The sequence below is a fragment of the Nonomuraea helvata genome (assembly GCF_039535785.1).
GTDB classification, from domain to species: Bacteria; Actinomycetota; Actinomycetes; order Streptosporangiales; family Streptosporangiaceae; genus Nonomuraea; species Nonomuraea helvata.
This window is the reverse complement of record NZ_BAAAXV010000009.1, coordinates 923,205-947,451: the sequence shown is the minus strand read 5'-3', so window position 1 is coordinate 947,451 and position 24,247 is coordinate 923,205. Positions and strand designations below refer to the sequence as shown.

General features: G+C 69.3%; 21 protein-coding genes. 12 read left to right on the top strand and 9 right to left on the bottom strand.

Annotated features, from left to right (window positions below; translation table 11 throughout):
• Positions 1–30: 30 nt before the first annotated feature.
• Positions 31–666, bottom strand: coding sequence for an HAD family hydrolase (locus ABD830_RS37195; RefSeq protein ID WP_344998154.1), 636 nt, complete (start codon positions 664–666; stop codon positions 31–33).
• 120 nt (positions 667–786) lie between these two features.
• On the opposite strand from ABD830_RS37195, the gene ABD830_RS37190 reads away from it, so the two are divergent.
• On the top strand, positions 787–2,586 hold the full coding sequence (locus ABD830_RS37190; protein ID WP_344998152.1) for an alkyl/aryl-sulfatase: 1,800 nt from the start codon (positions 787–789) through the stop codon (positions 2,584–2,586).
• A gap of 4 nt (positions 2,587–2,590) precedes the next feature.
• Here the strand turns inward: ABD830_RS37190 and ABD830_RS37185 are convergent, their stop codons facing one another.
• Together ABD830_RS37185 and ABD830_RS37180 are read right to left on the bottom strand one after the other, a co-directional pair.
• Positions 2,591–3,052, bottom strand: coding sequence for a hypothetical protein (locus ABD830_RS37185; protein ID WP_344998150.1), 462 nt, complete (start codon positions 3,050–3,052; stop codon positions 2,591–2,593).
• A gap of 34 nt (positions 3,053–3,086) precedes the next feature.
• On the bottom strand, positions 3,087–4,496 hold the full coding sequence (locus tag ABD830_RS37180) for a purine-cytosine permease family protein (protein WP_344998148.1): 1,410 nt from the start codon (positions 4,494–4,496) through the stop codon (positions 3,087–3,089).
• 39 nt (positions 4,497–4,535) lie between these two features.
• Between ABD830_RS37180 and ABD830_RS37175 the strand changes: the two genes are divergently transcribed.
• From ABD830_RS37175 to ABD830_RS37165, 3 genes are read left to right on the top strand one after another with little or no spacing between them, the layout of a single operon-like run.
• On the top strand, positions 4,536–5,948 hold the full coding sequence (locus tag ABD830_RS37175; RefSeq protein WP_344998146.1) for an MFS transporter: 1,413 nt from the start codon (positions 4,536–4,538) through the stop codon (positions 5,946–5,948).
• Positions 5,949–5,982: 34 nt separating this feature from the next.
• Positions 5,983–6,396, top strand: a complete 414-nt coding sequence (locus tag ABD830_RS37170; protein WP_344998144.1) for a hypothetical protein — start codon at positions 5,983–5,985, stop codon at positions 6,394–6,396.
• A gap of 5 nt (positions 6,397–6,401) precedes the next feature.
• Positions 6,402–7,406: a CehA/McbA family metallohydrolase gene (locus ABD830_RS37165; protein ID WP_344998142.1), complete on the top strand. Its 1,005-nt coding sequence runs from the start codon at positions 6,402–6,404 to the stop codon at positions 7,404–7,406.
• 24 nt (positions 7,407–7,430) lie between these two features.
• Here the strand turns inward: ABD830_RS37165 and ABD830_RS37160 are convergent, their stop codons facing one another.
• Together ABD830_RS37160 and ABD830_RS37155 are read right to left on the bottom strand one after the other, a co-directional pair.
• Positions 7,431–8,714 carry a hypothetical protein gene (locus tag ABD830_RS37160; protein ID WP_344998140.1) on the bottom strand — a complete coding sequence of 428 codons (1,284 nt, stop codon included), beginning with the start codon at positions 8,712–8,714 and terminating at the stop codon, positions 7,431–7,433.
• The gene (locus ABD830_RS37155) at positions 8,711–9,811 is read right to left on the bottom strand and encodes a HesA/MoeB/ThiF family protein (RefSeq protein WP_344998138.1); all 1,101 of its coding nucleotides are present in this window, start codon (positions 9,809–9,811) and stop codon (positions 8,711–8,713) included. Before ABD830_RS37155 ends, ABD830_RS37160 begins: the two co-directional genes overlap by 4 nt.
• Positions 9,812–10,149: 338 nt before the next feature.
• Here ABD830_RS37155 and ABD830_RS37150 point away from each other — a divergent pair, with 338 nt between their 5' ends.
• The 3 genes from ABD830_RS37150 to ABD830_RS37140 all read left to right on the top strand — a co-directional run bounded on the left by ABD830_RS37150 (position 10,150) and on the right by ABD830_RS37140 (position 14,922).
• Positions 10,150–13,104 (top strand): AfsR/SARP family transcriptional regulator, encoded by a 2,955-nt coding sequence (locus ABD830_RS37150; RefSeq protein ID WP_344998136.1) that lies wholly within the window; start codon positions 10,150–10,152, stop codon positions 13,102–13,104.
• Between the two features lie 343 nt (positions 13,105–13,447).
• The gene (locus ABD830_RS37145; RefSeq protein ID WP_344998134.1) at positions 13,448–14,083 is read left to right on the top strand and encodes a hypothetical protein; all 636 of its coding nucleotides are present in this window, start codon (positions 13,448–13,450) and stop codon (positions 14,081–14,083) included.
• Between the two features lie 35 nt (positions 14,084–14,118).
• A complete protein-coding gene (locus tag ABD830_RS37140) occupies positions 14,119–14,922 on the top strand; it encodes a class I SAM-dependent methyltransferase (RefSeq protein ID WP_344998132.1) in 804 nt (267 codons plus the stop codon).
• A 30-nt stretch (positions 14,923–14,952) separates the two neighbouring features.
• Here the strand turns inward: ABD830_RS37140 and ABD830_RS37135 are convergent, their stop codons facing one another.
• Entirely contained in the window at positions 14,953–17,436 is a 2,484-nt protein-coding gene (locus tag ABD830_RS37135; RefSeq protein ID WP_344998130.1) for an NHL repeat-containing protein, read from the bottom strand.
• A 219-nt stretch (positions 17,437–17,655) separates the two neighbouring features.
• Between ABD830_RS37135 and ABD830_RS37130 the strand changes: the two genes are divergently transcribed.
• The 3 genes from ABD830_RS37130 (at position 17,656) to ABD830_RS37120 (ending at position 19,389) form a co-directional block, all read left to right on the top strand.
• Complete coding sequence (locus ABD830_RS37130) at positions 17,656–18,018, top strand: FG-GAP repeat protein (protein ID WP_344998128.1); 363 nt, start codon at positions 17,656–17,658, stop codon at positions 18,016–18,018.
• Positions 18,002–18,442, top strand: a complete 441-nt coding sequence (locus tag ABD830_RS37125) for a MarR family winged helix-turn-helix transcriptional regulator (RefSeq protein WP_344998126.1) — start codon at positions 18,002–18,004, stop codon at positions 18,440–18,442. The genes ABD830_RS37130 and ABD830_RS37125 overlap by 17 nt, the downstream gene beginning before the upstream one ends.
• A 224-nt stretch (positions 18,443–18,666) precedes the next feature.
• Complete coding sequence (locus ABD830_RS37120) at positions 18,667–19,389, top strand: VOC family protein (RefSeq protein WP_344998124.1); 723 nt, start codon at positions 18,667–18,669, stop codon at positions 19,387–19,389.
• 305 nt (positions 19,390–19,694) lie between these two features.
• Here the strand turns inward: ABD830_RS37120 and ABD830_RS37115 are convergent, their stop codons facing one another.
• Positions 19,695–20,090, bottom strand: coding sequence for a P-loop nucleotide/nucleoside kinase family protein (locus ABD830_RS37115; RefSeq protein ID WP_344998122.1), 396 nt, complete (start codon positions 20,088–20,090; stop codon positions 19,695–19,697).
• A gap of 414 nt (positions 20,091–20,504) precedes the next feature.
• Here ABD830_RS37115 and ABD830_RS37110 point away from each other — a divergent pair, with 414 nt between their 5' ends.
• Both ABD830_RS37110 and ABD830_RS37105 read left to right on the top strand, forming a co-directional pair.
• Complete coding sequence (locus ABD830_RS37110) at positions 20,505–21,092, top strand: hypothetical protein (RefSeq protein ID WP_344998120.1); 588 nt, start codon at positions 20,505–20,507, stop codon at positions 21,090–21,092.
• Positions 21,093–21,348: 256 nt separating this feature from the next.
• Positions 21,349–21,999, top strand: a complete 651-nt coding sequence (locus tag ABD830_RS37105; RefSeq protein ID WP_344998118.1) for an MOSC domain-containing protein — start codon at positions 21,349–21,351, stop codon at positions 21,997–21,999.
• Positions 22,000–22,246: 247 nt separating this feature from the next.
• Here the strand turns inward: ABD830_RS37105 and ABD830_RS37100 are convergent, their stop codons facing one another.
• Both ABD830_RS37100 and ABD830_RS37095 read right to left on the bottom strand, forming a co-directional pair.
• Complete coding sequence (locus ABD830_RS37100; protein ID WP_344998116.1) at positions 22,247–22,810, bottom strand: GNAT family N-acetyltransferase; 564 nt, start codon at positions 22,808–22,810, stop codon at positions 22,247–22,249.
• 375 nt (positions 22,811–23,185) lie between these two features.
• The gene (locus ABD830_RS37095; protein ID WP_344998114.1) at positions 23,186–23,977 is read right to left on the bottom strand and encodes an ArsR/SmtB family transcription factor; all 792 of its coding nucleotides are present in this window, start codon (positions 23,975–23,977) and stop codon (positions 23,186–23,188) included.
• Between the last annotated feature and the right edge of the window lie 270 nt (positions 23,978–24,247).

Here is a 24,247-nt window from a genome sequence, read left to right as displayed (position 1 = left end):
TTCGTAAGCATAGCCTCCTGGCCTGCACGTTCACGAGGGCGACCCCAGCAGCTCGGTGGTCAGCGCGTCGAGGTCGGGCAGGACGCGCCCCGCCAGGGCCAGCGCGTCCGGCGCGGGTGGGTAGCGCGGATGCGGCACGGCGATCACGCGCATGCCCGCCGCGTGCGCCGAGCGCAGCCCGTTGCTGGAGTCCTCCACGGCCACGCACTTCCGTGGATCGACCCCGAGCCGCCGGGCGGCCTCCAGGTACCCGTCGGGCGCCGGCTTGCCCCGCTCGACCTCCTCGGTCGAGACGGTGGCCGCGAAGCACGCCGTCAGCCCGGCCGCCTCCAGCACGACGTCGATCAGCGTGCGCGGGGACGAACTGGCCAGCCCCAGCGTGACCGACTCGTGCAGCCGCCGCACCGTCTTCACCGCCCCCGGCATCAGCGGCACCTCGTCGCGGTAGCGGGCGGCCATCTGGTCGACCACCCCCCGCGCGATCTCGTCGGGCGACAGCGACACCCCGAGCGAGTGCAGGTACGCGGCCCACTCCTGGGTGCTCATGCCCATGAGCCTGGACTGCGTGTCAGGCTGCCACGTGCCGCCGTGCTCGGCGACGAAGGCCCGCCGCACCTCCTCCCACACCGGCTCGGAGTCCACCAGCACGCCATCGAGGTCGAACACACACGCTTCCACCCGACAAGCCAACCACACGGCCTTCGGCGTGTCCTTATTGCCCTAGATTCATGCTATTGGGGCGATTTATTGGGCTATTCGGGCTCATTCTCGGGCACTCGGCTTGACATGGCAGACCTTCCATTTCACGACAAGGGCGACTTCGCGGACGCGGACCGCGGTTTCATCGGGAAGCTCAGCCCGGCAGTGATCAGGACGGCGGATGGCAGGGTCATCTGGGACAACGACTCGTACGACTTCCTCCAGGGTGAGTGCCCGGACACCGCCCATCCCAGCCTCTGGCGGCAGGGCCGGCTCTGTGCCAGGCAGGGTCTGTACGAGGTCACCGAGGGCGTCTACCAGGTACGCGGCCTGGACCTGTCGAACATGACCCTCGTCGAGGGCGAGCGCGGCGTCCTCGTCATCGACCCGCTGATCTCCGTCGAGTGTGCCGCCGCCGCGCTGAAGCTGTACCGCGACCACCGCGGCGACCGCCCGGTCACCGGCGTCCTCTACACGCACTCGCACGCGGACCACTTCGGCGGCGTACGCGGCGTCACCGGCGGCGGCGTGCCGATCCTGGCCCCCGCCGGCTTCATGGAACACGCCGTGGCGGAGAACGTCTACGCGGGCCCCGCCATGACCCGCCGGGCCGTCTACATGTACGGCCCCGCGCTGCCCCGCTCGCCCGAGGGCCAGATCGGCTGCGGCCTCGGTATGACCATCTCGACGGGCACCGTGTCGCTCATCCCGCCCACGCTGGACGTCACGCGTACCGGACAGGAGGAGACCGTCGACGGGATCCCGCTGGTCTTCCAGCTCACACCGGGCACGGAGGCCCCCGCCGAGATGAACTTCCTCCTGCCGGACCGCCGCGCACTCTGCCTGGCCGAGAACGCCACCCACAACCAGCACAACATCCTCACCCTGCGCGGCGCGCAGGTCCGCGACGCCCGCCTCTGGGCGCGTTACCTGAACGAGGCGGTCTCGCTCTTCGCCGACCGGGCCGACGTCGCCTTCGCCTCGCACCACTGGCCCACCTGGGGCCGAGACGGCATCGTACGGCTCCTCGAGCAGCAGCGGGACATGTACGCCTACCTGCACGACCAGACCCTGCGGCTGCTCAACAAGGGCCTGACCGGGCCCGAGATCGCCGAGGTCCTGCCCATGCCGCCCGGGCTGGAGGAGGCCTGGCACACGCGCGGCTACTACGGCTCGGTCAGCCACAACGTCAAGGCCGTCTACCAGCGCTACCTGGGGTGGTTCGACGGGAACCCGGCACGGCTCTGGGAGCACCCACCGAGGGAGAGCGCGGTCCGGTACGTCGAATGCCTGGGCGGCGGCTCGGCCGTGGTCCAGCTCGCCAGGCGCTACATCCGCGAGAAGGACCTGCGCTTCGCCGCCCAGCTGCTCAACCACGCCGTCTTCGCCGACGAGGGCAACAAGGAGGCGCGCGACCTGCTCGCCGAGGTCTACACCCGGCTCGGCCACGGCGCCGAGAACGCCACGTGGCGCAACTTCTACCTCATGGGCGCCCTGGAGCTGTCCGAGGGCATCGTGCCCGCCACCGTGGACGCCACCTCGCCCGACCTGCTCACCGCGCTGACCGTGGAGCAGGTCTTCGACTCGCTCGCGATCCGCGTGGACGGGCCCCGCGCCTGGAACGAGCGGCTGTCGATCGACTGGCATCTCACCGATCTGGGGGAGCGGCACCGTACGACGCTGTCCAACGGCGCGCTCATCCATCAGCGGGAGCCGGCGGACGAGACCGCGGACCTGACGCTCCGGCTGACGAAGGAGCAGCTCGTGGGGCTGCTGTCGGGCAAGGGCGTCGAGGGCGTGGAGCGCGAGGGGGACACGGCGGCCCTGCAGCGGCTGGTCGCCGTGCTCGACCGGCCGGTGCCCGACTTCGCCATCGTGACGGCCTGAACTGTTAATCCGGCCCTTCGACCTCGAGCGCCCTGCAGGCCAGCACCAGCAGCGTCACCACGGCGGCCCCGGAGCCCGGGCCCACCACGAGCGGCATGGTCAGCTCACCGGTGTGCCAGGCCGCCGCCAGGATCGCCGCCGACGTCACGACCGCCACCCCGAACATCGCCGCCCACAGCGGCAGCAGGTCGAGGTACGCGAAGAGCAACGGGAACGCCAGCCAGACGAACGGCGGCGCCACCGCGGCGAGCACCAGCCATCCGGCCGTCACCAGCCCCAGCCACACGGGCCCCCGCGCCCGGACCACCGCCAGGCAGCCGGCGGCGTAGGCCAGACCGAGCAGCACGCCGGCGAGGGCCACGGCGGTGCGGCCCTCGCGCAGCGAGCTCACCACGGCGATCGCGAGAAGCACGCAGGCGGTGGCGTGCACCGCCCACCGCAGCAACCGCGACGGAACGTCCATCATTACTCACCGACAGTAACAATGGACATGCCCGAAGTCACGCGCCCCGACGCCGCCTCATGAAGGTCGTGATCAGGAAGTACAGGATCCCGGCCAGCACGAGAGCGATGACCACCCCGATGTTCGCCGCCCCGAACGTGCTCTTCTCCAGTTCGTCGCTCATCAGGAAGCCGACCACATTGGCGATGTACGGATCGGCCGAGGTGATGAGCCCGAGCCCCACGACCGACGCCACGACCAGCGACACCAGCCCGGCCCCGTTCAGCGGGGGCGCGCCCGGCCGCAGCAGCCGCTCGTCGTATGACCGGCCGCCGGCCCGCAGCAGCCACATGTCCACCAGGAAGATCGCCACCCAGGCCGCCATCACCACGCCGATGATCGCCAGGAACGCCTGGAAGGTGCCGAGGAAGCTGTCGGACACGAACAGCAGGTAGTACCCGCCGAGCACCATGAGGACGCCGTCGATCAGCACCGCGTAGTGCCGCCTGATCGGCACACCCAGCGCCAGCATCGACAGCCCGGACGAGTAGATGTCCATGATCGCCCCGGCCAGGAAGCCCCCGATGGCGGTCAGCAGGTACGGCAGCAGGAACCACGTCGGCAGCGCCCCGGCCAGCGCACCCACCGGATCGCCCCCGGCGGCCTCGGCCAGCTTCGGATCGCCGCCCGCCAGCAGCACGCCGAACACGAGCAGCACCATGGGCGGCAGCGCGCCGCCCAGCGTCGTCCACAGCGCCACCGACCTGGGCCGGGAGTTCGCGGGCAGGTACCGGGAGTAGTCGGCGCCGCAGTTGACCCAGCCCAGCCCCAGCAGCGTCATGGCGAAGATGACCCCGCCCACCCATCCGCCGGGTCCCGCCGTGCTCTCCAGCGACCCGCCGAGTTTCGGGGCCATGAGGACCATGTAGACGACGGTCAGCACGACGAACGCGTACGTCAGGTACCGCTGCACCGCCATGATCATGGCGTGGCCGTACACGCCGACCCCGACCACCACGACGGCGGCGACGGCGAAGCAGAGGGCGGTCGCCGTCGTGGCGGGGATGCCGGGCGCGAGCCGGGTGAGGATGGCCGCGCCGCTCTGCGCGGACAGCGTGACGAGGACGATCTCCCAGCCGACGTTCGAGATGTAGGAGAAGACAGCGGGCAGCTTGTTCCCCTGGTAACCGAACGGCGCCCGGCCCAGGGCCATCGTCGGCACGCCCGACCGTGTCCCGCCGATGGCGACCAGGCCGACCAGCAGGAACGACAGCACGTACCCGATGGTCCCGGTGATGATCGCCGGGACCACGCCCAGGCCGAGACCGACGATGTACACCCCGAACGCGACGCCGAACAGGGAGAGGTTGGAGCCCGCCCAGGGCCAGAACAGGTCCCCGGGACGGCCGCGCCGCTCGGCTTCGGGAACGGCGTTGATGCCGTTCTGCTCAACGGTCATCGAATTCATGACCGGACGTTACCCGTCTTTTGGGCAGAAAGGAGAACTATGAGCCGAATGGGAGCGTCCGGAGTGGACACGCGCAGACACGCGCTGGCGGTGTGCCTGGTGGCGGCGTTCATGACCGGGCTGGACGTGAGCATCGTCAACGTGGCGCTGCCGTCGATCCGGGCGAGCCTGCACGCGAGTGAGGACGGCCTGCAGTGGACGCTGTCCGGTTATGCCCTGACGTTCGGGCTGCTGCTGGTCCCGGCCGGGAGGCTGGGGGACGCCAGGAGCCGCAGGACGCTCTTCATGTGGGGCGTGGTGCTGTTCACGCTGTCCAGCGCGGCGTGCGGCTTCGCCTGGGACACGAAGGTGCTGATCGCGGCCCGGCTGGTGCAGGGCATGGCCGCCGGAATGCTGAACCCGCAGGTCTCGGGTCTGATCCAGCAGATGTTCAGCGGATACGAGCGAGGCCGGGCGTTCGGCGCGCTGGGCGCCACCATCGGCGTCTCCACTGCCGCGGGCCCGCTGATCGGCGGCGCCCTCGTCACCGCTTTCGGGGCCGATCACGGGTGGCGATGGGTGTTCCTGGTGAACGTGCCGATCGGGATGATCCTGCTGCCCCTGGCCTGGCGTGTGCTGCCCGCGCCTGACGTCATGCCGAGTCGGGAGCGGCGGGAGAGCATGGACCCGGTCGGCGTCCTGCTCCTCGGCATCGGCGTGGCGGGCCTGCTCCTGCCCTTCATCCAGCGCCACCAGTGGGAGGGGAACGCCAAATGGGTGCTCATCCCCCTCTCGTTCCTGGTGCTGGCCGGTTTCGTGACGTGGGAGCGGTTCTACCGGCGTGAGTCGCTGGTCGACCTGGCGCTCTTCAGGAAGCGTTCGTACAGTCTGGGCTCGGCCATCGCCCTGTTCTACTTCTGCGGCTTCACGGGGATCTTCTTCATCTTCACCCTGTACCTGCAGAGCGGCCTGGGATACAACCCTCTGCAGGCCGGCCTCTCCATCACCCCGTTCGCCCTCGGCTCCGCCTCGGCCAGCGTGGTCGGCGGCCGGCTGGTGAACCGCCTCGGCCGCCGCCTGGTCGCACTCGGCCTGACCACGGTGATCATCGGCATCTCCGCGACCATGGCCGCCACCGCCCTGGTCCCCGGCGGCGGCGTGGGCCTGGCCACCGCGCTTCCCCTGCTGGTGGCTGGCATGGGCAGCGGCCTGGTCATCTCCCCGAACCAGGCCATCACCCTGTCGGAGGTCCCGCCCGCGGGCGGCGGCAGCGCGGCAGGGGTCCTGCAGACGTGCCAGCGCCTGGGCTCGGCCATCGGGATCGCGGCGGTCGGCTCGACGTTCTTCGGCGCACTGAACCAGGGCTGGCCGGTGGCCTTCCGCCACGGCCTGATGGTGGTGCTGCTCTTCATCGTCCTCGCCCTGTCGGCCGCCGCCTACGACCTGGCACGCACACAGGAGGCTGCGCGATGATGCTGGGAAGCAGAGTCGACGAGAAGGAGGCGGCGTGCGGGCGAGGCTGCGCAGGCTGTTCGCGGACGGGCGGGAGTTCGTGTGGACCAGCCACATCCACCACGTGGCCGGTGACCGCGACTGTCACAGGTGCGTGCGCCTGCGCGTCTGGGGCGCCGGGAAGAACAGCCGGGTGCTCGAGGCGGACCTGCTGTCGAAGGCGATCCTGCCGTGGGGCTGTGCGACCGACAACTCCTACCCGACGCCGGGCGAGGTGCGGAAGGTCATCGACCACGCCCTGGCGCACGGCTGGGATCCTGGCCTCGTCGGCGGGACCTTCTTCCTGAGCGAGGCCTCCGCGTTCGAACTGCCCGACTTCCTCCTCACAGACCGTCTCAGGGACGAGGGGGCGCCGGATCCGACCACACGAGTATTCGAAGCGGCCGACGCGGCTGACCAAATACCTTGATGGTCATGGATCACGGAACGGCGGAGCGGCGGTTCCCGCCCGAGCGGGTGCCGGGCCGGGGGCGTGGCTGGTACCGAGGCGACTGTCATGTGCATTCGGAGCTCTCGCACGGCGGAGAGCTGACACCGGAGCAACTCGCGGCCGGTGCCCGCGCGGCAGGGCTGGACTTCATCGCGACCACCGAGCACAACACCTCCGACGCGCACGGCGCCTGGGGCACGCTCGCCGGTGACGATCTGCTCGTGATCATCGGCCAGGAGGCCACCAGCCACACCGGGCACTGGCTGGCGCTCGGCATCCGCCCTGGTCAGGTGATCGACTGGCGGTACCGCGTACGGGACGGCGTGATAGAGCGGCACCTCGATCAGGTCCATCAAGCCGGTGGGATCTGCGTGGCGGCCCACCCGCACGCGCCGTACCCCTCAGGCGTCTTCATGTACCCGTACGACGGGTTCGACGCGGTGGAGGTGTGGAACGGGCTGTGGACCTCCAGCCTGCCGTGGAACGCGGACAACGAGTCGGCGCTGGCCGAATGGGGCCGCAACCTGACCTGCGACATTCACGGCGGACGGTGGCGGCCGGCCGCAGGCAACAGCGACACCCATCTTGAGGGCCAGATCGGCACGCCGCACACGGTCGTGCTGGCGGAGGAGCTGAGCACCGAAGCGGTCCTCGCCGGCATCCGCGCCGGCCGGAGCTGGATCGCCGAATCGGCCACGGTCGCGCTGTCGTTCGAGGTCTCGGCCGGTGATCGCAGTGCCGGCATCGGGGAGCGGCTGGAGACCTCCGGCGCGCCGGCCGTGGTGCGGGTGGACGTACGGGGGGTGCCGTCCGGCGCTGTCAGCTTTCACACCGATCGAGGCAAGGTGCACCGCGAAGCGCTGCCCGACGATGGATCGGGATCCTTGGAGTGGCGCACCAGCGCGGAGGAATCGGCGTTCGTACGCATCGAGGTACGCCATCCCGGCGGGGAGATGGCGGCCCTCACCAACCCGATCATCCTCACCTGAGATTCGTGAGCCCGACCCTATCGATCAGCCCGCGACCTCGGTCCCGCTCGCGCCACGCGACGCGCCCCGGCGGGCGGCGAGCCGTCCCGCGTACTCCTTGACGGCCAGCGACAGGGCCAGGGTCTCGGGGCCCAGCAGCAGGCCCGCGCAGAGCAGCCGGTACCAGAACGCGGCGGACAGAGGACCCTCGGCGAGCCCGTCGGCCGTCCAGCGCAGGACCTCCGCGAAGACCGGCAGCAGCAGGAGGCAGAACCAGGCGGCCACTCCGAGGAACCCCGCCAGCCACACCCAGCGGAACCAGCGTCCGACGCGCAGGTCGGTCTCGGTCGAGTCGGCCAGTTCCTCGGCTTCCTCCGGCGTCAGCCTTCCGAAGGCCTGCCGCAGCATCAGCGACTTCACACGCCACAGGTTGCGGCAGCCCAGGGCGTTGACCAGCACCGCGTACAGGTCGGTACGCAGGAAGACCAGGATCTGCCAGAGCATCTGCATGACCTTGATGAACACCCAGGCGGCCAGCAGCGACCGGACCAGGTCCGGGGGCGACCAGAGGCCGGTGTCGATCAGCAGCCGGCCGGTGAGCAGCGCGGCGAGCAGCACGGAGTCCACGGCCAGCCCCGCCAGCAGCGGGCCGTACCGCCGGCGGCGGGGGAGCGTCCACAGCTGGGTGAGGTCCGTCTCGAACACGAGCATCCACATGCGGCGGTCGACGCCGAACCGGGTCTGGATGCCGAGAGCCCGCGCGCCGAGCCAGTGGCCGCACTCGTGGCTGGCCGCCGCGAACCACACGAAGGGAAGCCAGGCCAGCGCGCTCAGCCCCGTGTCGTCGAAGGCGAAGGCGTCCTCGGCCGGGTCCGGGATCAGACCGGGCCGGAAGGCGAAGACGCCCAGCGCGTAGAGCAGGCAGGCGGCATAGAAGGTCCAGGCCACGGGGCCGAAGAAGGGGCGTACCGCCTCCGGGCGGATGCCCGTCATCCAGCGGCGGGCTTGGATGGGTGCGGTGCGGACGGGTTCCGACACGGCGCCGTCCCCCGCGTCCTCGTCGCCGTCGTCCTCGGCCAGGAAGCCGAGCTCACCGAGGGTGTCGACGAACGACGGCACGTTGACCGGCTGGCCGGCGAACTCCTCGGCCTCGGCCGCCGCCTCATCGATGCTCGCTCTCCGCTGGAGGGCGGCGATCACCACGCCGCCGACCGCCGGGATCGTCACGAACGTGCCGGTGGCGGGGTCGCCCACCAGCACCTCGTCATCGCCCTCGGGAACGACGCTGAGCGCCTTGAGCCTGACCGTGGCGGAGCCGGGGGTGGTCACCGGCGGTCACCTTCGCGCGGCGGCGCCAGACGGCAGATCTGGCACTCCGGGTTCTTGGGCAGGGGCTGCCATTCCGGCACCAGTCCCTCGCGCATGTCGAGCGTGACCCGGAACCCGGCCGCGCGGGGCGGTTCGTAGCCGGTGAGGTACCGCTGCGCCTCGAAGGCGAGCAGCGAGCCGACCTGCATCGCCATCGGGCCGGTGAGCGGGTTGCTCAGCTTCATGTTCTCCACGATCCGGTACGCGATCCCCTCCGAGGTGTCCTCGGCGGGCCGGTCGGCGTAGTCGCAGGCCAGACAGGCCGTCCGGCCCGGGTCCACGGAGAGGTACATCAGTTGGCTGCGGTTGGCGCCTCCCAGCACGTACGGGATGCCGGCCCGGACCGCGGCCTCGTTCGCCCAGAGGTTGGCGTGCGGATGGCCGTCGAGGCCGCCCGCGATCAGGTCGACGCCCTGGACCAGGTCGGCGAGGTCCTCGGGGGCGGAGACCCAGCGGTCGACGGGGTGGACCTTGATGCCCGGGTCGTAGTCGCGCACCCACGCGGCCGCGCGCTCGGCCTTGGACAGGCCGATGTCCGCATGCCGGTAGAGGAACTGCCGGGCGAAGTTACGGGGTTCGACGCGGTCCTGGTCGACCAGCGTCATCTCGCCGACGCCGAGGCCGGCCAGGCACTGCACCAGGGAGGAGCCGCCTCCGCCGACGCCGAGCACCAGGACGTGGGCCTCGCGCAGGGGCCGGAGGAACGCGGCGCGGCGGCGGTCCAGGGAGGCGTAGGTGCCGTAGAAGCTGAGGTTCGAGAAGTGGCGTTCGTCCTCATCCGGGTCGCCGAGGGTCCTGCCGTCGGCGTCCTCGATGAGGCCCAGGGAGTCGAGCCCGCTCAGGCCCCCGGTGACGTCCTCCTCGGAGAGGCTGAACCCGTGTCTGCCGAGGGCGACGCTCAGCTCGGCCGCGGTCTGCGGGGCCCGGCGCAGCTCGCTCAGGAGCGCGGCCACCTGGCCTTCCGGATCGCTCAGGGTTATCGCCTCGCGAGCGTCGAAGACCACCAGCAGATCCTCGCCGGTCGCCTCCCACTCGCATTCCTTCAACGCCACACGCATCGTGCCTCCAGCGCCAGTACGCATGTAGGGGGGTCCCGCGGGGAGGGACAAGGCGCGCAAGAGCGGAGCGCCTTGTCCCTCCCCGCGGGAGATATCGCCAGGCGGTGTCAGCGCCTCACGTGGCGGGGTTCTGGGTGGCCTTGACGGACTCGACCTTCTTGACCTTGATCTCCATGATTGCCTCCTCGTGAGGTTGCGCGGCAGGTGGTGCCGCTGGGAAAAGACTGCCTTTTGGTGCTGAAATAGCGCTTATTTTCTGCTGAGTCGGCGGTTAGGCTGCCAGGAAGTGATCATGCCGGGCGCTCACCAGGGCATTGTGCGGCTGGAGGCAGGGACGAGTGACCGTGGACGGCGTCGAGTTCCGTCTGCTGGGATCAGTAGGAGTGTGGGACACCGGACGGTGGCTGGGCCCGTCCACCGCGCAGCAGCGGACCGTCCTGGCCATGCTGCTGCTCGAAACGGGACGGCCGGTCGCGGTGGCGCGGCTGGAGACTGCGCTGTGGGGCGCCGAACCGCCCGAGTCCTCCCGCAACGCCGTGCAGGGGCACATCTCCAGGCTCCGCCGGCTGCTGGCCCCGTTCCCCGAGGTGACGCTGGTGACCTCGGGGCGCGGCTACTGCCTGACGGTGGGGCGGGACCGCATCGACCTGCACCGTTTCCGTGAACTGGTGCGCGAGGCCGGGGGCGAGACAGATTGGGAGCGCGCCTCCGGCCTGCTGCGTGCGGGGCTGGCGCTGTGGCAGGGCGTGCCCCTGGCGGACGTCGCGGGCCGGTGGCTGCCGGACGTCGTCGTACCGGGGCTCGAGGAGGAGCGGCTGGTCGCACTGGAGCGGCGGGCCGCGCTGGACCTGCGGCGGGAGCGGCATCAGGAGGTGGCTGTGGAGCTCGCTGCCCTGGTCGGTGAGAACCCGCTGCGGGAGCGGCTGGTGTCCCTGCTGATGACGGCGCTGCTGCGCTGCGACCGCCGGACCGAGGCGCTGGCCGTCTTCCGCCGCGTCAGACGCCGTTTCGCCGAGGATCTGGGCATCGAGCCCGGCGAAGAACTGCAACGGCTGCACCAGGCGATCCTCGCCGGCCGTGATGAGGCGGCCGAGGCCGTGACCGCGGCACCCGGGACCTTCGGGGGCGAGTCTTCTGTGGGCGGGGCTTCGGAGGGCGGGGCTTCCGAGGGTGGGGCGCCCGGCACCGCCGTTCTCGCCGTCCCGCGCCACCTCCCCCCGGACACCGAGCTGTTCACCGCCCGCGAGGACGAGCTGGCCGCCCTGGACCGGCTGACTCTCCCGCCCGCCGGCTCCTCGCCTACGGCGCACGTGATGGCGCCCTGCGTCATCACCGGCACCGGCGGCGTCGGCAAGACCACCTTGGCCGTGCACTGGGCCCACCGGGTACGCGACCGTTTCCCCGACGGCCAGCTCTACGTGAACCTCCAGGGGTTCGGCCCCGCCCACACCGCCCGGCCGCCGGCCGAGGCGGTGCGGCTGTTCCTGGACGCCCTGCAGGTGCCCTCGCAGCTGATCCCCACGACGCTGGAGGCGCAGGTCGGGCTCTACCGCAGCCTGCTGGCGGAGCGGCGCATGCTGATCCTGCTCGACAACGCCCTCGACTCCGAACAGGTCCGGCCGTTGCTGCCCAACGCGCCCGGCTGTCTGGCGCTGGTCACCAGCCGCGCCGAGCTGACCGGCCTGGTCGCGGCGGAGGGCGCCCGCACGCTGTCCCTGGGGCTCTTCTCTCCTGCGCACTCCCGTGCGCTCCTGACGCGCCGGCTCGGCGTGGACAAGGTGGGCGCCGAGCCGCAGGCGGTCGACGACATCGTCTCCCGGTGTGCCGGGCTCCCGCTGGCCCTGGCCATCGTGGCCGCCCGCGCCCATGCCCGCCCGGCGTTCCCGCTCGGCACGCTCATCTCGGGCCTCGACGAGGGCGCCAGTGGCGCTGACGGCGTTGACGGCGCTGACGGCCTCGACAGCCTCGACGTCTTCGACGGTGGGGACGCGGCGACGAACATGCGTACGGTGTTCTCCTGGTCCTACCGCGCCCTCAGCCCGGACGCCGCACGGCTGTTCCGGCTGCGTGGCCTGTTACCGGCGCCTGAGATCTCCACCGCCGCGGCCGCCAGCCTGGCCGGCATCTCCGTACGGCACGCCTACCGCCTGCTGACCGAGCTGACGCGGGCCAACCTGGCGGCGGAGCGCTCTCCCGGGCGTTACGGCTGGCACGACCTGCTCCGCACGTACGCCGAGGAGCTGACCCGCCTGCACGACTCGGAGGCCGAGCGGCGCGAGGCGCTGCACCGGCTGCTCGACCACTACCTGCACAGCGCCCGCCTCGGCGACGGGCTCCTGGACCTGTACCACCGCGTGCCGCTGGCCCTGGCGCCGCCGCGGCCCGGCGTGGTCCTGGCCTGGATCACCGACCGCGCGCAGAGCCTCACGTGGTTCGGTCGCGAGGCTCGGACGCTGCTGGCGGCGATCCGGCATGCCGCGGGCTCGGGGTTCGACACGCATGCCTGGCAGCTGGCGGGCGCCTGCTGGGGCTTCCTGTCCCAGGAGGGCCGCTCCGACGACCAGGCGGCCATGCACCACATCGCGCTGGAGGCGGCCGTACGGCTGAACGACCGGGCCGCGGAGGCCCACGCCCGCGTCGGACTCGCGCAGGCCCTCATCCGGCTCGGCCAGGACGGCGAGAGCGAGTCCCACCTGCGGGAGGCGCTCGGTCTGTTCGGGGGGCTGAACGACCACATCGGACAGGGACTCTGCCTCATCTATCTCAGCGTGCTGCATGACCGCCACGGCCAGTACGCGGAGGGGCTGGACCTGAGCGAGCAGGCGCTCCGGCTGTACCGGGAGGGCGGCGACCGGGCCGGCGAAGGCCGGGTGCTGAACAACATCGGCTGGTTCCACGCGCAGCTCGGGGCGTACGAGGAGGCGCTGCGCCGCTGCGAGGAGGCGCTGGCCATTCATCGCGAACTGGGCGACATGCCCGGCGAGTCGGCCACCCTCGACAGCATGGGCCACATCCATCACCTGCTCGGTCAGTACGAGGAGGCGATCGCCTACTACCGCCAGTCACTGGCCTGGCGCCGGGGTGGGAAGCGCGCGCTCGGGGCCCGGACCCTGCGGCGGCTGGGCGAGGCCCAACTGGCCGCGGGCCGGCTGCGTGAGGGCGGCGGCACCCTGCGGCGCGCCCTGGACCTCGTCGCCGAACTGGCCCCCGGCGACGCGGACGCCCTCCGCGCGCGGATCGCCGGCCTCAGCGACGTGCCGCCCGACAGGCCGGAAACCGGTGGAGGCGGCTGACGCCTGCGGTAGGGACGATCAGACGCCGATCGCCGGCGTCCACCGACTCCCTGTGCCTGTCCTCGGCGCCGGTGCATTCGATGCGCGAATCAAGGTAGTGCCCGTCTGGGCTGAAGCGGTGGAGGATGGCGTACCACCTCTTGTGGGCCTGCCAGTCCTCTGTCCTCGAGTAGCCCTCTCGAAAGGCGGCCACGACCCCGCCGAGGAACTGGCCGTCGCGCCACTGGCCGATGCGGTCGGTGCGATAGTCGGGCACATATGAATCGGGATGATCTCGGGATACGTCACGAGCCGCACCATAGCCGCCAGTTGCTTGGATCCATATGGCAGGTAACACTGCAGCGTGCACTCCGATGAGCAGACCCGGCAGTTCGCCCACGAGTTGGAAGGCCGCATCTACGTGGCGCTGCGCGACGGCGACCTCGACGCCGAACCCATGATCGAGCTGGCCTGCTTGCTGCTGGAGGGAGGCGTGAGCACTCCCGCCACGCGGGAACTCCTCGAACGCCCCACCGCCGATCTGACAGCCGCCGACCTCACCCGGCTGGGCAGGAGCCTTCTCCGCGACATCGACTTCCAGCCGACCTTCGCCCTCGAACCGGGCCTGTGGGCGGCCTTGGAGCAGGCGCTGAGTGTCGTCGAACGCGACGTCCGCGGCGCGGGAATCACCGGAACCCTCCGGCTGGTCGTCCCCGACTGGGACGACAGCGGTTCTGCCCGGGTGGAGTTCCAGGGTGGTCACCACGGCAACGGCATCTGGCCCGTCGAGGGAAGCGATGCTCAGGGGGCGCTCGTGAGCGTCGCCGACGCCGCCCAGGAGGCGATCGTGGAGATCCTGTGGAAGGTCTGGCCCGTCTGCCCTGCCCATGATCGAGGCCTACGCCCCGAAATGGAGAAGAAGACCGCTGTCTGGCGATGCACGGGCGACGGAACGCACACGGTGGCGCGGATCGGTGAGCTGTTTCCCGAACAGCGATAGATCAACTCCGAGGCGCGCGCTGCCAGAATGAGGGCATGTCCCGCGAACGTCTGCGAGCCACCTTCGACACTGTGGCCTCCCGATATCAGAAGGCGCGCCCCGACTACCCCGCTGATCTGTACGCCGAACTGCTCGCGATGACAGGGCTCGAACCGTCCGCCCACCTTCTCGAAATCGGATGCGGCCCGGGAAAAGCCACACTGCCGCTGGCGCAGGCGGGCTTCCGGATCACGGCCGTCGAGCTCGGCGACGCCCTGGCCGATGAGGCGCGGCGCGGGCTACGTGATTTCCCCGGCGTCTCGGTGGTCACCTCGTCGTTCGAGGAATGGAAACCTCCGACCGGCTCCCACTTCGACCTCATCTACGCGGCCACCGCCTGGAAATGGGTCGACCCCGAGGTGAAGTACGAGAAGGCGGCTGCGCTCCTGCGCCCAGGTGGCCACCTGGCCGTATGGAACGCCGACCACGCTTTTCCCCCGGACTTCGACCCGTTCTTCGCGGAAATCCAACGGGTGTACGACGAGATGGGGGAAGGCGACGGCGGCTCCTGGCCACCGCCGCGTCCCGAGGACCAGCCCGATACCACCGCCACCGAATTCGAGGTCTCCGGGCACTTCGCGGTCATCGGGACACGGCGTTTCGTATGGGGCCATCGCTACTCCACAGAGGAGTACATCGCCCTGCTGGAGACCTTCTCCGGCCACATCGCCATGGAGGCGGCCAAGAAGGAGCACCTCTACCGCGAGATACGCCGCCTGCTTGCCGCACGCCCCGACAGATCACTGACCCGGCACTGGCTGGCCGTCCTCACGGTCGGCCGACGCCGGGGACCCGCGTAAGGCCCATTTCGGCTTGGACCGAAACAGGACCTACGATCCGAGGACGGCGAGCCTGTACAGCCGCTCGTTGACCTTGTAGTAGAGATTGCCGAAGCCGTCGACCGTCAGCCCTTCCATCCCCGGTACGGTCAGCAGCACGGTCAGCGCTCTGCTTGTTTTGTCGATCCTGAAGATCTGGTCGCCGCTCGTGCCGTACACGTGATCCGGATCCTGGGCCACGGTCAGCAGCCTCCCGTCACGCCACGCCATGCTGGGCTTGGCGGCGTAGTCAGGGTCGGGGAACAGCCGTTTCGCCGTGATCGCCGCAGGCCGCGCCGGGTCGAGCGTGAACAGCGATCCTCCCGCCAGTCCCCACAGCTCGCCGTCCACCTCGGCAAGGGCCGTGACGGCCTTGGGCGCTGTGAGCGGCAGCTGGTACGTGCGCACGCCGCCGTCGGCGGGATCGTACGAGAACAGCACGGCCGACGCCCCCGGCGCGTAGACGGGGTCGACGCCCAGCGCACCGCGTGTGGACGTGCCGCCGAACAGCCTGCCTCCGGCGTAGGCCAGTGAGACGACGGACTGGTTCGGCGCCACGCAGACGGTCCGCCCGGCCGTGCCCTCCTTCCAGATGGTCAGTGCGCCGCTGCGCTTGCCGTACTTCGGGACCGTGCCCATGTAGACGGTCCCGTCCGGCCCGCCGGCCAGCGCGTACGGCCGGTCCTGAGGCGGCGGCCCCTTGCCCGGCTCGCAGTCGTCGGCCTTGTCGCCCGCCTCGCCGCCGGTGTACCTGAGCGTGGGCGGCCACGGGCGGGCGGGATCGTAGCTGTAGAGCTTGGCCGACGGGTAGGCGCCGATGTAGAGCAGCCCGTTGTGTGCCAGCAGGCTGTCGGTCTGGCTGAGCCCGTTGAGCGTCGGCGTGTCCGGCCGGTCGTCGTCACCGTCGCCCCGTAGCGGGTCGTAGACGCCGGTGCCGCCCGTCAGATAGCCGCCGGTGTAGACCTTGCCGTCGGGCCCCGCGCCGAGCGCGTTGATCGCGGCAGGCAGTACGGGGGTGCCGGAGACGGCTCGGGTGCTCCAGCGGCCGTTCGCGGGATCGTACTTGAAGATCCTCGTGCCGTCCGTGGCCGCACCGAGGCCGACCAGCGTGCCGTCGGCCCAGGTGTATCCGGTGACATCGAGGCCGGGGCGGACGTCGGTCGCCTGCACGGCTCGGGTGTCCACGTCGTACGAGTGCAGCAGGCCTTCCCGGACGAACCAGACCTTGCCCTCGCGGGCCGGCGAATGGTGCAGGTCCACGTCGGTGATCGTGGCGTCGGTGACGGCGGCGTACGAGCCGTCGGTCTGGCGGACGACGCGCAGGACGAGCAGGGTGCGGTCGATCCAGGCGAACAGCCTGCCCCCTGTCCAGGTGAGCCCGCCCACCATGGAGTTATGGGCGTAGGCGTCGGGAAGGAGCCGGTCCACCCGCCCGGTGACATTGTCGAACCTGATCAGCCCGGCATTGGTGCCGGTGCCCAGGTACGTGGCGTTGGCGGCCGGATCATGGGCGAGGCTGCGGACGTACTGGGCGCCCTCCACGACGGGCACGCTGCCGATCGTGGTGAAGGCGCCGCTGTCGTACTTGAAGTAGCGGCCGTCGTTGTACGTGCCCCCGTACACCTTGCCGTCCGCTCCCGGCTCCAGGTCCCAGATGAACGAGTAACCGCCCTCCGCCCTCCCGAGGTCGGTGACCGTGGACTGGCCGGGGACGTACCGGTAGAGCTTGGAGTTGGGATAAGTGCCGAGGTAGACGCTGCCGTCGGTGGCCGTGGCAGCCGCCCAGCCGCCGACGGTCGGAGTGGCCGCGGTGTCGGGAATGGTGATCTTCCTGGTCACCTGCTCGGCGGCCACGTCGATCACGGCGAGCTGGGGGTTGGTGTCGGCGGTGCCGGTGTAGAGGGCGTACGCGCTGCCGCCCGCGAACGTGGTGGCGTTCGGCACACTGCTCTCGATCTGCACGCCCAGATCGGTCACGTCCCGGGTGATCAGCACCTCGTCCCAGTAGGCGGTGCCCACGTCGGTCACGCCCGAGTAGATGAGGGCCGATACGGTGGCCGTGCCGGTGGGCGCGACGCCCGAGGCCGTGACGCGGTTCCACTGCCGGCCCGTCGCCGAGGCGTTCGCGCTCGCGCTCGCGGTGAGCAGGCGGCCCGAGGCGTCCCTGAAGCGCAGGTACAGATTCGCGGTGCCGCTGTCGGCCCAGACCTCGCCGTACAGCGTGTAGCGGGTCCCCGCCGTGGCGGGCAGGCCCGGCAGGCTCTCCCGGCCGTAGGCGGCAGCCGGGTCGGCGTCGGTGATGCGCGCGGTGGTGCGCCCGTCCCAGACCACGGCGTCGACCCCGCCCGGGCTGTGCGAGCCGCTCCAGCCGGTCAGCCCGCCGTCGAAGCCTCCGTTGACGATCCGCAGGTCGGCCGCGGACGCCGGCGCGAACGGCAGTGCGAGCAAAGTCGCGAGGAGCGCCGCCGCCACCGCTCCGCGCAGGGCGCGTCTCAAGCGCCTCCGCCTTTCCGGCGTACGGACAGGTGTTGAGCGTGCTGCTGCACAGCGTCACCTCCACGTGTGTTTCGCGCGTTTGCGATTACGGTCATGACCGTAACTTTGCGATGAAGATCCGTCAACGCCGCGCTTCCCGCCGGCGGCCCTCATCCTGCCGGTCATGCTGTTGATCATGCGCGGGCTTGCGGCCGTGACCATCGCGGTGGGCCTCGCCGCATGCTCCGCCGAGGCGCCATCGGCGCCACTCCCGACAACAGCGATTCGCCGGCCGATGTGAGCATTCTCTTCGGCGGCAAGGAAGGGCTGTCCGGGCGGTCGGCGGTCCTGCTCGAGGCCGAGAACGCGACCTTCGGGCAGTTGCTGACCGCGGGCGACTACAACGGGGACGGCTACCAGGACCTGGGGTTGGTGACGGACGATCCGGCCGACGAGGGCACCGGGGCCGTCTACCAGGGCTCGCCGAGCGGACTGAAGGGCGTGGCCGGTCACACGTTCGACGCATGGGGTGTGCAGTCCCTGGCCGTCGGCGATGTCAACGGAGACGGCTTCGGCGCATCCGCTCGTGCCCCAAGAAAGTGACCGCCGCCTCGCGGCCGAAGACCTGACCTGGTTGGCCCATCGCGCCGCCGAGGCACTCAAAGAGGCCTTCAACAAGGTGTCCCGTGCTGCCGGCCTCGCCGACCTCCGGGACTGGCTCGTCCTTGCCCTGGTCAGCGACGGTTCGCAGCGCACTCAGCTCGAGATCGCCCGCGAGCTCGACATCGACAAGACGACGCTGGCGGCCATCATCGACCGCCTGGAGAAGGACGGCCTGATCGTCCGCAACGTCTCCGAACGCGACCGGCGCGTCCGCATTCCGGCGGCCACACCGAGGGGCGTCGAGGTGAAGAACCAGGTCGCCATCGCCCGCGACGCGGCCACCAGCGAACGCCTCGCCGCCATCCCCGCGTCCGAACATGCCAAGCTCCACAGCATGCTGTGGAGCATTGTCGAAGGCGCCTGATACGGCTGAGAGGTCTTCCCCGTCGTTGCCGCCGGCCGTACTGCCGGCGGTCGCCGCGAGCTGAGCGACGCCCTCGAAAACCTTTAGAGGATTGTCGTCGGGCATGCCAACATGACTCGGGTGCCACTTCTCTTCGCGTGGCGGGCCCCGGTAGCCGAGCGTTCGGCGCGACGGCACCGCCCTGTCTGCGGCTTCGAATCAGCAGATCGGAGGTGCGGAGCGGAATGACCTGTCACCTCGTCGCGCTCTGCTTCGATGCGAACGACCCGCTCGGTCTCGCGCGCTTCTGGGCCGGCGTCCTGGGCTGGGAGCCGGCCGACGACCCTCAGGACGGCATCACGCTCCTGCCGAGCGATGACACCGGGTTCCGGATCCGGTTTCTTCCGACTCAGCAGCAGAAGGTCGGCCAGAACCAGATGCACTTCGACCTGACGAGCACGTCCCTCGAGGACCAGCAGCAGACGGTGGCGAGGTCGCTCGAACTCGGCGCCCGGCACATCGACGTCGGTCAACGCCCGGAAGAGGGTCATGTGGTGCTCGCCGACCCCGAAGGCAACGAGTTCTGCGTCATCGAACCGGACAACAAGTTCCTCGCCGACTGCGGATTCATAGGAGCGCTGGCGTCCGACGGTTCGCAGGAGGTCGGCTACTTCTGGAGCGAAGCGCTGGGCTGGCCGTTGGTCTGGGACCAGGACCAGGAGACCGCGATTCGCTCACCGCACGGCGGCCCGAAGATCACCTGGGGCGGCCCCCCGCTGATGCCGAAGACCGGCAAGTACCGGCTCCATTTCGACCTCGCGCCACCCGCCGACGGTGATCAGCAAGCGGAGGTCGACCGTCTCATCTCCTTGGGGGCGACGCGCGTCGACATCGGTCAGGGCGAGGTCGGCTGGGTGGTCATGGCCGATCCCGATGGCCATGAGTTCTGCGTTCTGACCCCGCGATAGTTGCGTACAGATCCCAGGTAGCCCGGCAAACGCATTGTCGCGCGCCGTACCCGAACACCTACGCGGGGCCCAGCTAACCCGTACGGGAGCGTAATCGTCCTGGTACATGCTTTTGAGGAAGGTGTGACCGGCTATCTGCTGGTTGGTGGGCGGCACCCTGATCTCCTGTTCTCGCCGTGATCCGGTGCGCCGATACTGCACCACGCCACCGACAACGAGGGCTTGTTCATCGGCTGAAAAGAACCGCGCCTCTAGCCGAGATGATCACGGAGGAGGATGTCGTACGCCTCCCGCCATAGGTCGTCTCAGTCCTGCAGGATCATGAGCTCCCCTTCATCAACAGGCTCCTCAAATCCAGCCAGGTACCTGTCGAGAAGATCCTCGGACACGGTCACAGAGTTGGCCCCGTGCAGCTTGTTGCGTACGGCCAGCCGCCGGCGCAGCGTCTCTGGGCTTGCCTTGAGATAGACCAGCTCCCACCGACACCCATGACTCTCGACCAGGGCCTTGTAGTAGTCACGCGTCGTGCGGCGCCAGAAGCTGTAGTCCAAGACCACCGCTTGGCCGGCTCCCAACGCCTGTGCATAGGTCGACTTGCCTGACCCCGCGATTCCGCACATCATCACGACGGACCGCGTCGACGCGTCTTGCGAACCATCCGAGAGCCGGTCATCTCCAGCCCCACCGTCAAGGTCGTTCACGTCCGGGACCTTATCGCCACGTCTGCGATCAGACCGTGCAAGCCGGTACATCGCGATGGAGTGAGACCGGGCCGGCACCTACCCTCTCGGCAAGCCGCCGAGGAAGCACTGAAGGCCGAGCTCATGCTGGCCGCCTCATTGACATCTGCCTTAACAGAGCGTTCCCGCGAGGATGCACATTAGACACGCCGTCCGCACATTTCGCCTCGGCGGGGATTCAAAGAATGCGGAAGCTCTTATGAACTCCTGTGCACCCGGCGACATCTAAAAGCATAGAGCAAGAGGCTCGGAGCGTCTCGCCCAGGCCACGGGGAGTGGATGGCCCGCCTGCGAGAAATGGCGGCACCGGAGCGCGATGTCCACGCGGCGGCTCGCGCGAGCGCTCGCAAACACCTGAGAACACGGGAGGGCACCATGAGAACGACGTTCGGCGGAACTGTCCTGGTGACCGGCGCGCTCGCCCTGGCGAGCGTGAGCGGCGGTCTGCCGGCACAGGCCGATTCGACGGCGGCCGTTCGGGCGCCGGCGAGGTCGGTGAGCACCGGCGCCTCGGCGGCCCAGGTCACCAGGTGCGACCAGGACAACGACGCCAAGAAGTACGCTCTCCCCCACAAGAGCGACATCGTCGTCAAGATCGACCACTGCATCACCAAGAGGAAGTCCGGCAGCGGCTACAAGGTCTTCTCCAGCCTGTCCATGTCCTGGGACGAGCTCAGCGAGCATTTCGGATCGATGCAGCGGTTCAATCATTTCTACGTCTATTTGTACGTCAACAGGAGAAACAATGGCGGGGGCGGCGACAAGAACTACAAGAGAACCATGTGCATCTTCACCGACGCCCTCAACGCGCGCAGGGAAAGTGCCATCGCGTGCTCCACGCCAATGGTGAGCTACAGTAAAAAGTACGACTACTACTCGGACGTGTTCGTCGTCGCCGACGTCGCGAACGACGGTAAGGGCGAGATTTACTGGGCCCTCCACCGTTCGAAGTACATCTACTGAATCTTTCGCCGTTCTTCAGAACCACCGCGTCGCCCATGCCGCGTGCGGATGATTGATCCACTGTTGTCAGCCGATGTATGGGCCCTCCCGCAACCAGCGTGTGAGTGTGGTGGCCGGGGTCAGCGAACCAGGCGGCCCAGCAGAAGGAGAAGGGATCCAGGAAGCCTGGCACAGTTGGCGGACGAGGTGCTCTCGGTGCATGAGCTCGGCGTTTAATGCGTCGCTTCGGCGCTTGGCGGCCCGTACCGTCTCCCGCATGAAGCTCGTCTCCGTCAACATCGGCAAGCCTCGACCCAACCCGTGGAAGGGCCTCAGTGCGACAGGCATCGACAAACGCCCCGTTGACGGTCCGGTCGCCGTCACCGCTCCCGGCCCCAAGGGCACTGGCGCGGTCGGTCTCGCGGGCGACCGCGTCTATGACGTGAAGAACCACGGCGGTCCCGACCAGGCCGTATACGCCTATGCCCGCGAGGACCTCGACAGGTGGCAGGACGAGCTGGGCAGACCGCTTGCCGGCGGCGCCTTCGGAGAGAACCTCACGACCCTTGGCCTCGACGTCAACGAGGCGCTGATCGGCGAGCGTTGGCGCATTGGGTCCAAGGTGGTCCTGGAGGTGTCGTGCCCACGGATCCCGTGCGCGACGTTCCAGGGGTGGCTGGAGCGCGACGGTTGGATCAAGCAGTTCACGCGGGCCGCTTTGCCGGGTGCGTATCTGCGCGTGATCGAACCCGGAGACATCCGTACCGGTGATCCAATCGAGATTGTGCACCAGCCTGGCCACAACGTGACCGTGGCGCTCGTCTTCCGTGCGATGACGCTTGAACCGGACCTCCTGCCCCAGCTGCCGGCCGCCGACGCGCTACCGGAGGAGATCAGGGAACTGGCTCGTAGGCGTACGACCAGATAGTTGACCGACTTCGGGACCCCGTCGAACGAACATACCCTGACAAGATCAAAGCCCAGGTCCCGAATCCATCGGTCTACCTGGGCTTCACGATGAGAGCGAGTGACGGGAATCGAACCCGCGCTGTCAGTTGACCTGCTTTCCCCCGCGACTCGCGACCGCCTGATCATCCTGTCTGCCGTCGACCCCGCCCGCAGGGGAAGCGTGGTTGGCGGTCATTCCGAAGCCAGAGGACCCCCACCGGGGGCCTCTACGACGCAAGCCGGTCGGTAGCGGAACGGTTGTCGGCAAGGACTCGGACGATGTCCGGATCCCATGTGTACTCGACGACGGGTAGTTCGAACCCTGCCGGGAAGCGTTCCATGAACTCTTTGGTGGGATGGCCGTCGAGACGCCGGTAGAAGGTGATCGCGGCGACGTTATCGCGCAACACTTCCAGGTAGACCGCCTTGCCAGGGTGTTGCTCGGCGGCCCAGCCAAAGGAGTGGTACACGAGTTGGCGGCCGATGCCGGACTGCTTGCGCTCCGGCTGGACGTGCAGGTTGTCGAGCAAGATGCGTCCGTCGGTTTCGACGGCGAGATAGGCGAAACCCAGGAGGGCGTTGTCATCGACGGCAACGAGCAAGCAGCGGGCGTGATCTGGTTCCGGGGCGACGGTGGCGAGCCGGGTGCTCCACATCACCTTGCGCTCATCGAGCAGGGGCCCATTCAAGTAGCTGGCGGGCATGATCCCGGAATAGGCAGTCAGCCAGCTACGAGTGTGAAGCTCTGCGATCTGCTCGGCGTCGTCTTTGGTACCGGACCTGATGTGCATGGCATAGAGGTTCGCATAGTCGCTGATAGATCCGTGAATCGCCGGAACGCCGCATTGAGAGCCGGAGTGGTCGATCGAAGCCAGTGTGCCTTCCGTCTATCCGAAGTATCTGTAATGGATCACGTAGGGGTTGGCAGAGGGACGGCCTGGCGACGGCGTGCCGCTGGAGTCGGTGGGCGACGTCGGATATGACGGGGTCGCGCTACGGTGACGCCCCGCGCGGCGCCCATGCCGTGACCGGCCCCAGGCCTGAGGCCGCAGCGCGGGGACGCCGGCGCGGGGCGTACGGCGGCGCGCCGCGCCGTCGCTTGATCTGGAGCCGGCGACTGCCGGGGCCGGGCGGCCCGCGACGTCGTCGAGCTCCGATCGGGGAGGTCATGCATCGTCCGGCAGCGGTTCGCCGGTCTCCAGCAGCGACTTCAGGCTCGACACCACGTTCGGCCAGCCGTGGCTGACCATCTCGGCCAGGCTCGATCCGGGCTCGAAGCCGTCGTGCACGACGGTGAGCTTCACGACCTGCGCGGCCTCCTCAATCGTGAAGGTGACCTTCGAGCGGGCCTCGCCGGACAGCCGGGCGAGCAACTCCTCGTCCCAGCCGAAGCGCTTGGCGAGCTCCGGGGTGATGGCGTGCCAGGTGTAGGAGAGCCGGCTGTAGGGTTCGGCCTCCAGCACGACCTGCTCAGGGTCGCTGATCAGCACGCCGTGGTTGTCCCAGGTCATCGGCGAGCCGACGGACCAGTCCGTGTTGAACTCCGTGGCCCAGTAGCGGCGGGTGAAGGCGGGCTCGGTCAGCGCCTGCCAGAGCTTCTGCGGGGTGGTGCGGATGTAGGTGGTGTAGACGAAGGTCGGCGCGTCCATCGGGGTCTCCTCCAGAGCGAGTTTCAGGTCCGCCAGGGCTTGGACCCTGGCCTGGTCGTAGCGGCTGATCCACCGGTGGGCGATCTCGTGCACGGGCGCGGCGTTGAGGTAGTGCAGCTTCTCCCGGCCCCGCCGCACGGTGGCGACGAGTCCGGCTGCCTCCAACACCGCGAGGTGCTTGCTTACGGACTGCCTGGCCATGTCGAGTCCGGCGCACAGCTCGCGCAGCGTCTGCCCGTTGCGGGCATTGAGCGAGTCGAGCAGCGCGCGCCGGCTCGGATCGGCCAGCGCCTTGAACACCTCGTCCATGTCCGCCCCTCGTACCCGGGTTGCCGCTTGTCGATATGCAGCCTTTCGGCTGCCTTTAATTTAGGCAGCCGGATGGCTGCCTGTCAAGGCACGCGGCTACGGTGGGCGGATGCGGGCATGGCGGGAGCACTGGTCCCCACAGGGTGATCCCGAGCTGATGGCCCGTTGATGGCCCGCGAAGATCGAACCAGGCCGGAAACGATCAAGGCCGGGTCGGGATTCGGGTCCCTACCTGAGCCTTCACGATGAGAGCGGGTGACGGAATCGAAC

What these genes read in the sequence shown, in the direction of transcription:
- ABD830_RS37190 (WP_344998152.1), top strand. Translation starts at nt 787, where the DNA reads ATGGCAGACCTTCCATTTCACGACAAGGGCGACTTCGCGGACGCGGAC.
- ABD830_RS37185 (WP_344998150.1), bottom strand. Translation starts at nt 3,052, where the DNA reads ATGATGGACGTTCCGTCGCGGTTGCTGCGGTGGGCGGTGCACGCCACC.
- ABD830_RS37180 (WP_344998148.1), bottom strand. Translation starts at nt 4,496, where the DNA reads ATGAATTCGATGACCGTTGAGCAGAACGGCATCAACGCCGTTCCCGAA.
- ABD830_RS37175 (WP_344998146.1), top strand. Translation starts at nt 4,536, where the DNA reads ATGAGCCGAATGGGAGCGTCCGGAGTGGACACGCGCAGACACGCGCTG.
- ABD830_RS37165 (WP_344998142.1), top strand. Translation starts at nt 6,402, where the DNA reads ATGGATCACGGAACGGCGGAGCGGCGGTTCCCGCCCGAGCGGGTGCCG.
- ABD830_RS37155 (WP_344998138.1), bottom strand. Translation starts at nt 9,811, where the DNA reads ATGCGTGTGGCGTTGAAGGAATGCGAGTGGGAGGCGACCGGCGAGGAT.
- ABD830_RS37140 (WP_344998132.1), top strand. Translation starts at nt 14,119, where the DNA reads ATGTCCCGCGAACGTCTGCGAGCCACCTTCGACACTGTGGCCTCCCGA.
- ABD830_RS37130 (WP_344998128.1), top strand. Translation starts at nt 17,656, where the DNA reads ATGCTCCGCCGAGGCGCCATCGGCGCCACTCCCGACAACAGCGATTCG.
- ABD830_RS37120 (WP_344998124.1), top strand. Translation starts at nt 18,667, where the DNA reads ATGACCTGTCACCTCGTCGCGCTCTGCTTCGATGCGAACGACCCGCTC.
- ABD830_RS37110 (WP_344998120.1), top strand. Translation starts at nt 20,505, where the DNA reads ATGAGAACGACGTTCGGCGGAACTGTCCTGGTGACCGGCGCGCTCGCC.
- ABD830_RS37105 (WP_344998118.1), top strand. Translation starts at nt 21,349, where the DNA reads ATGAAGCTCGTCTCCGTCAACATCGGCAAGCCTCGACCCAACCCGTGG.
- ABD830_RS37100 (WP_344998116.1), bottom strand. Translation starts at nt 22,810, where the DNA reads ATGCACATCAGGTCCGGTACCAAAGACGACGCCGAGCAGATCGCAGAG.
- ABD830_RS37095 (WP_344998114.1), bottom strand. Translation starts at nt 23,977, where the DNA reads ATGGACGAGGTGTTCAAGGCGCTGGCCGATCCGAGCCGGCGCGCGCTG.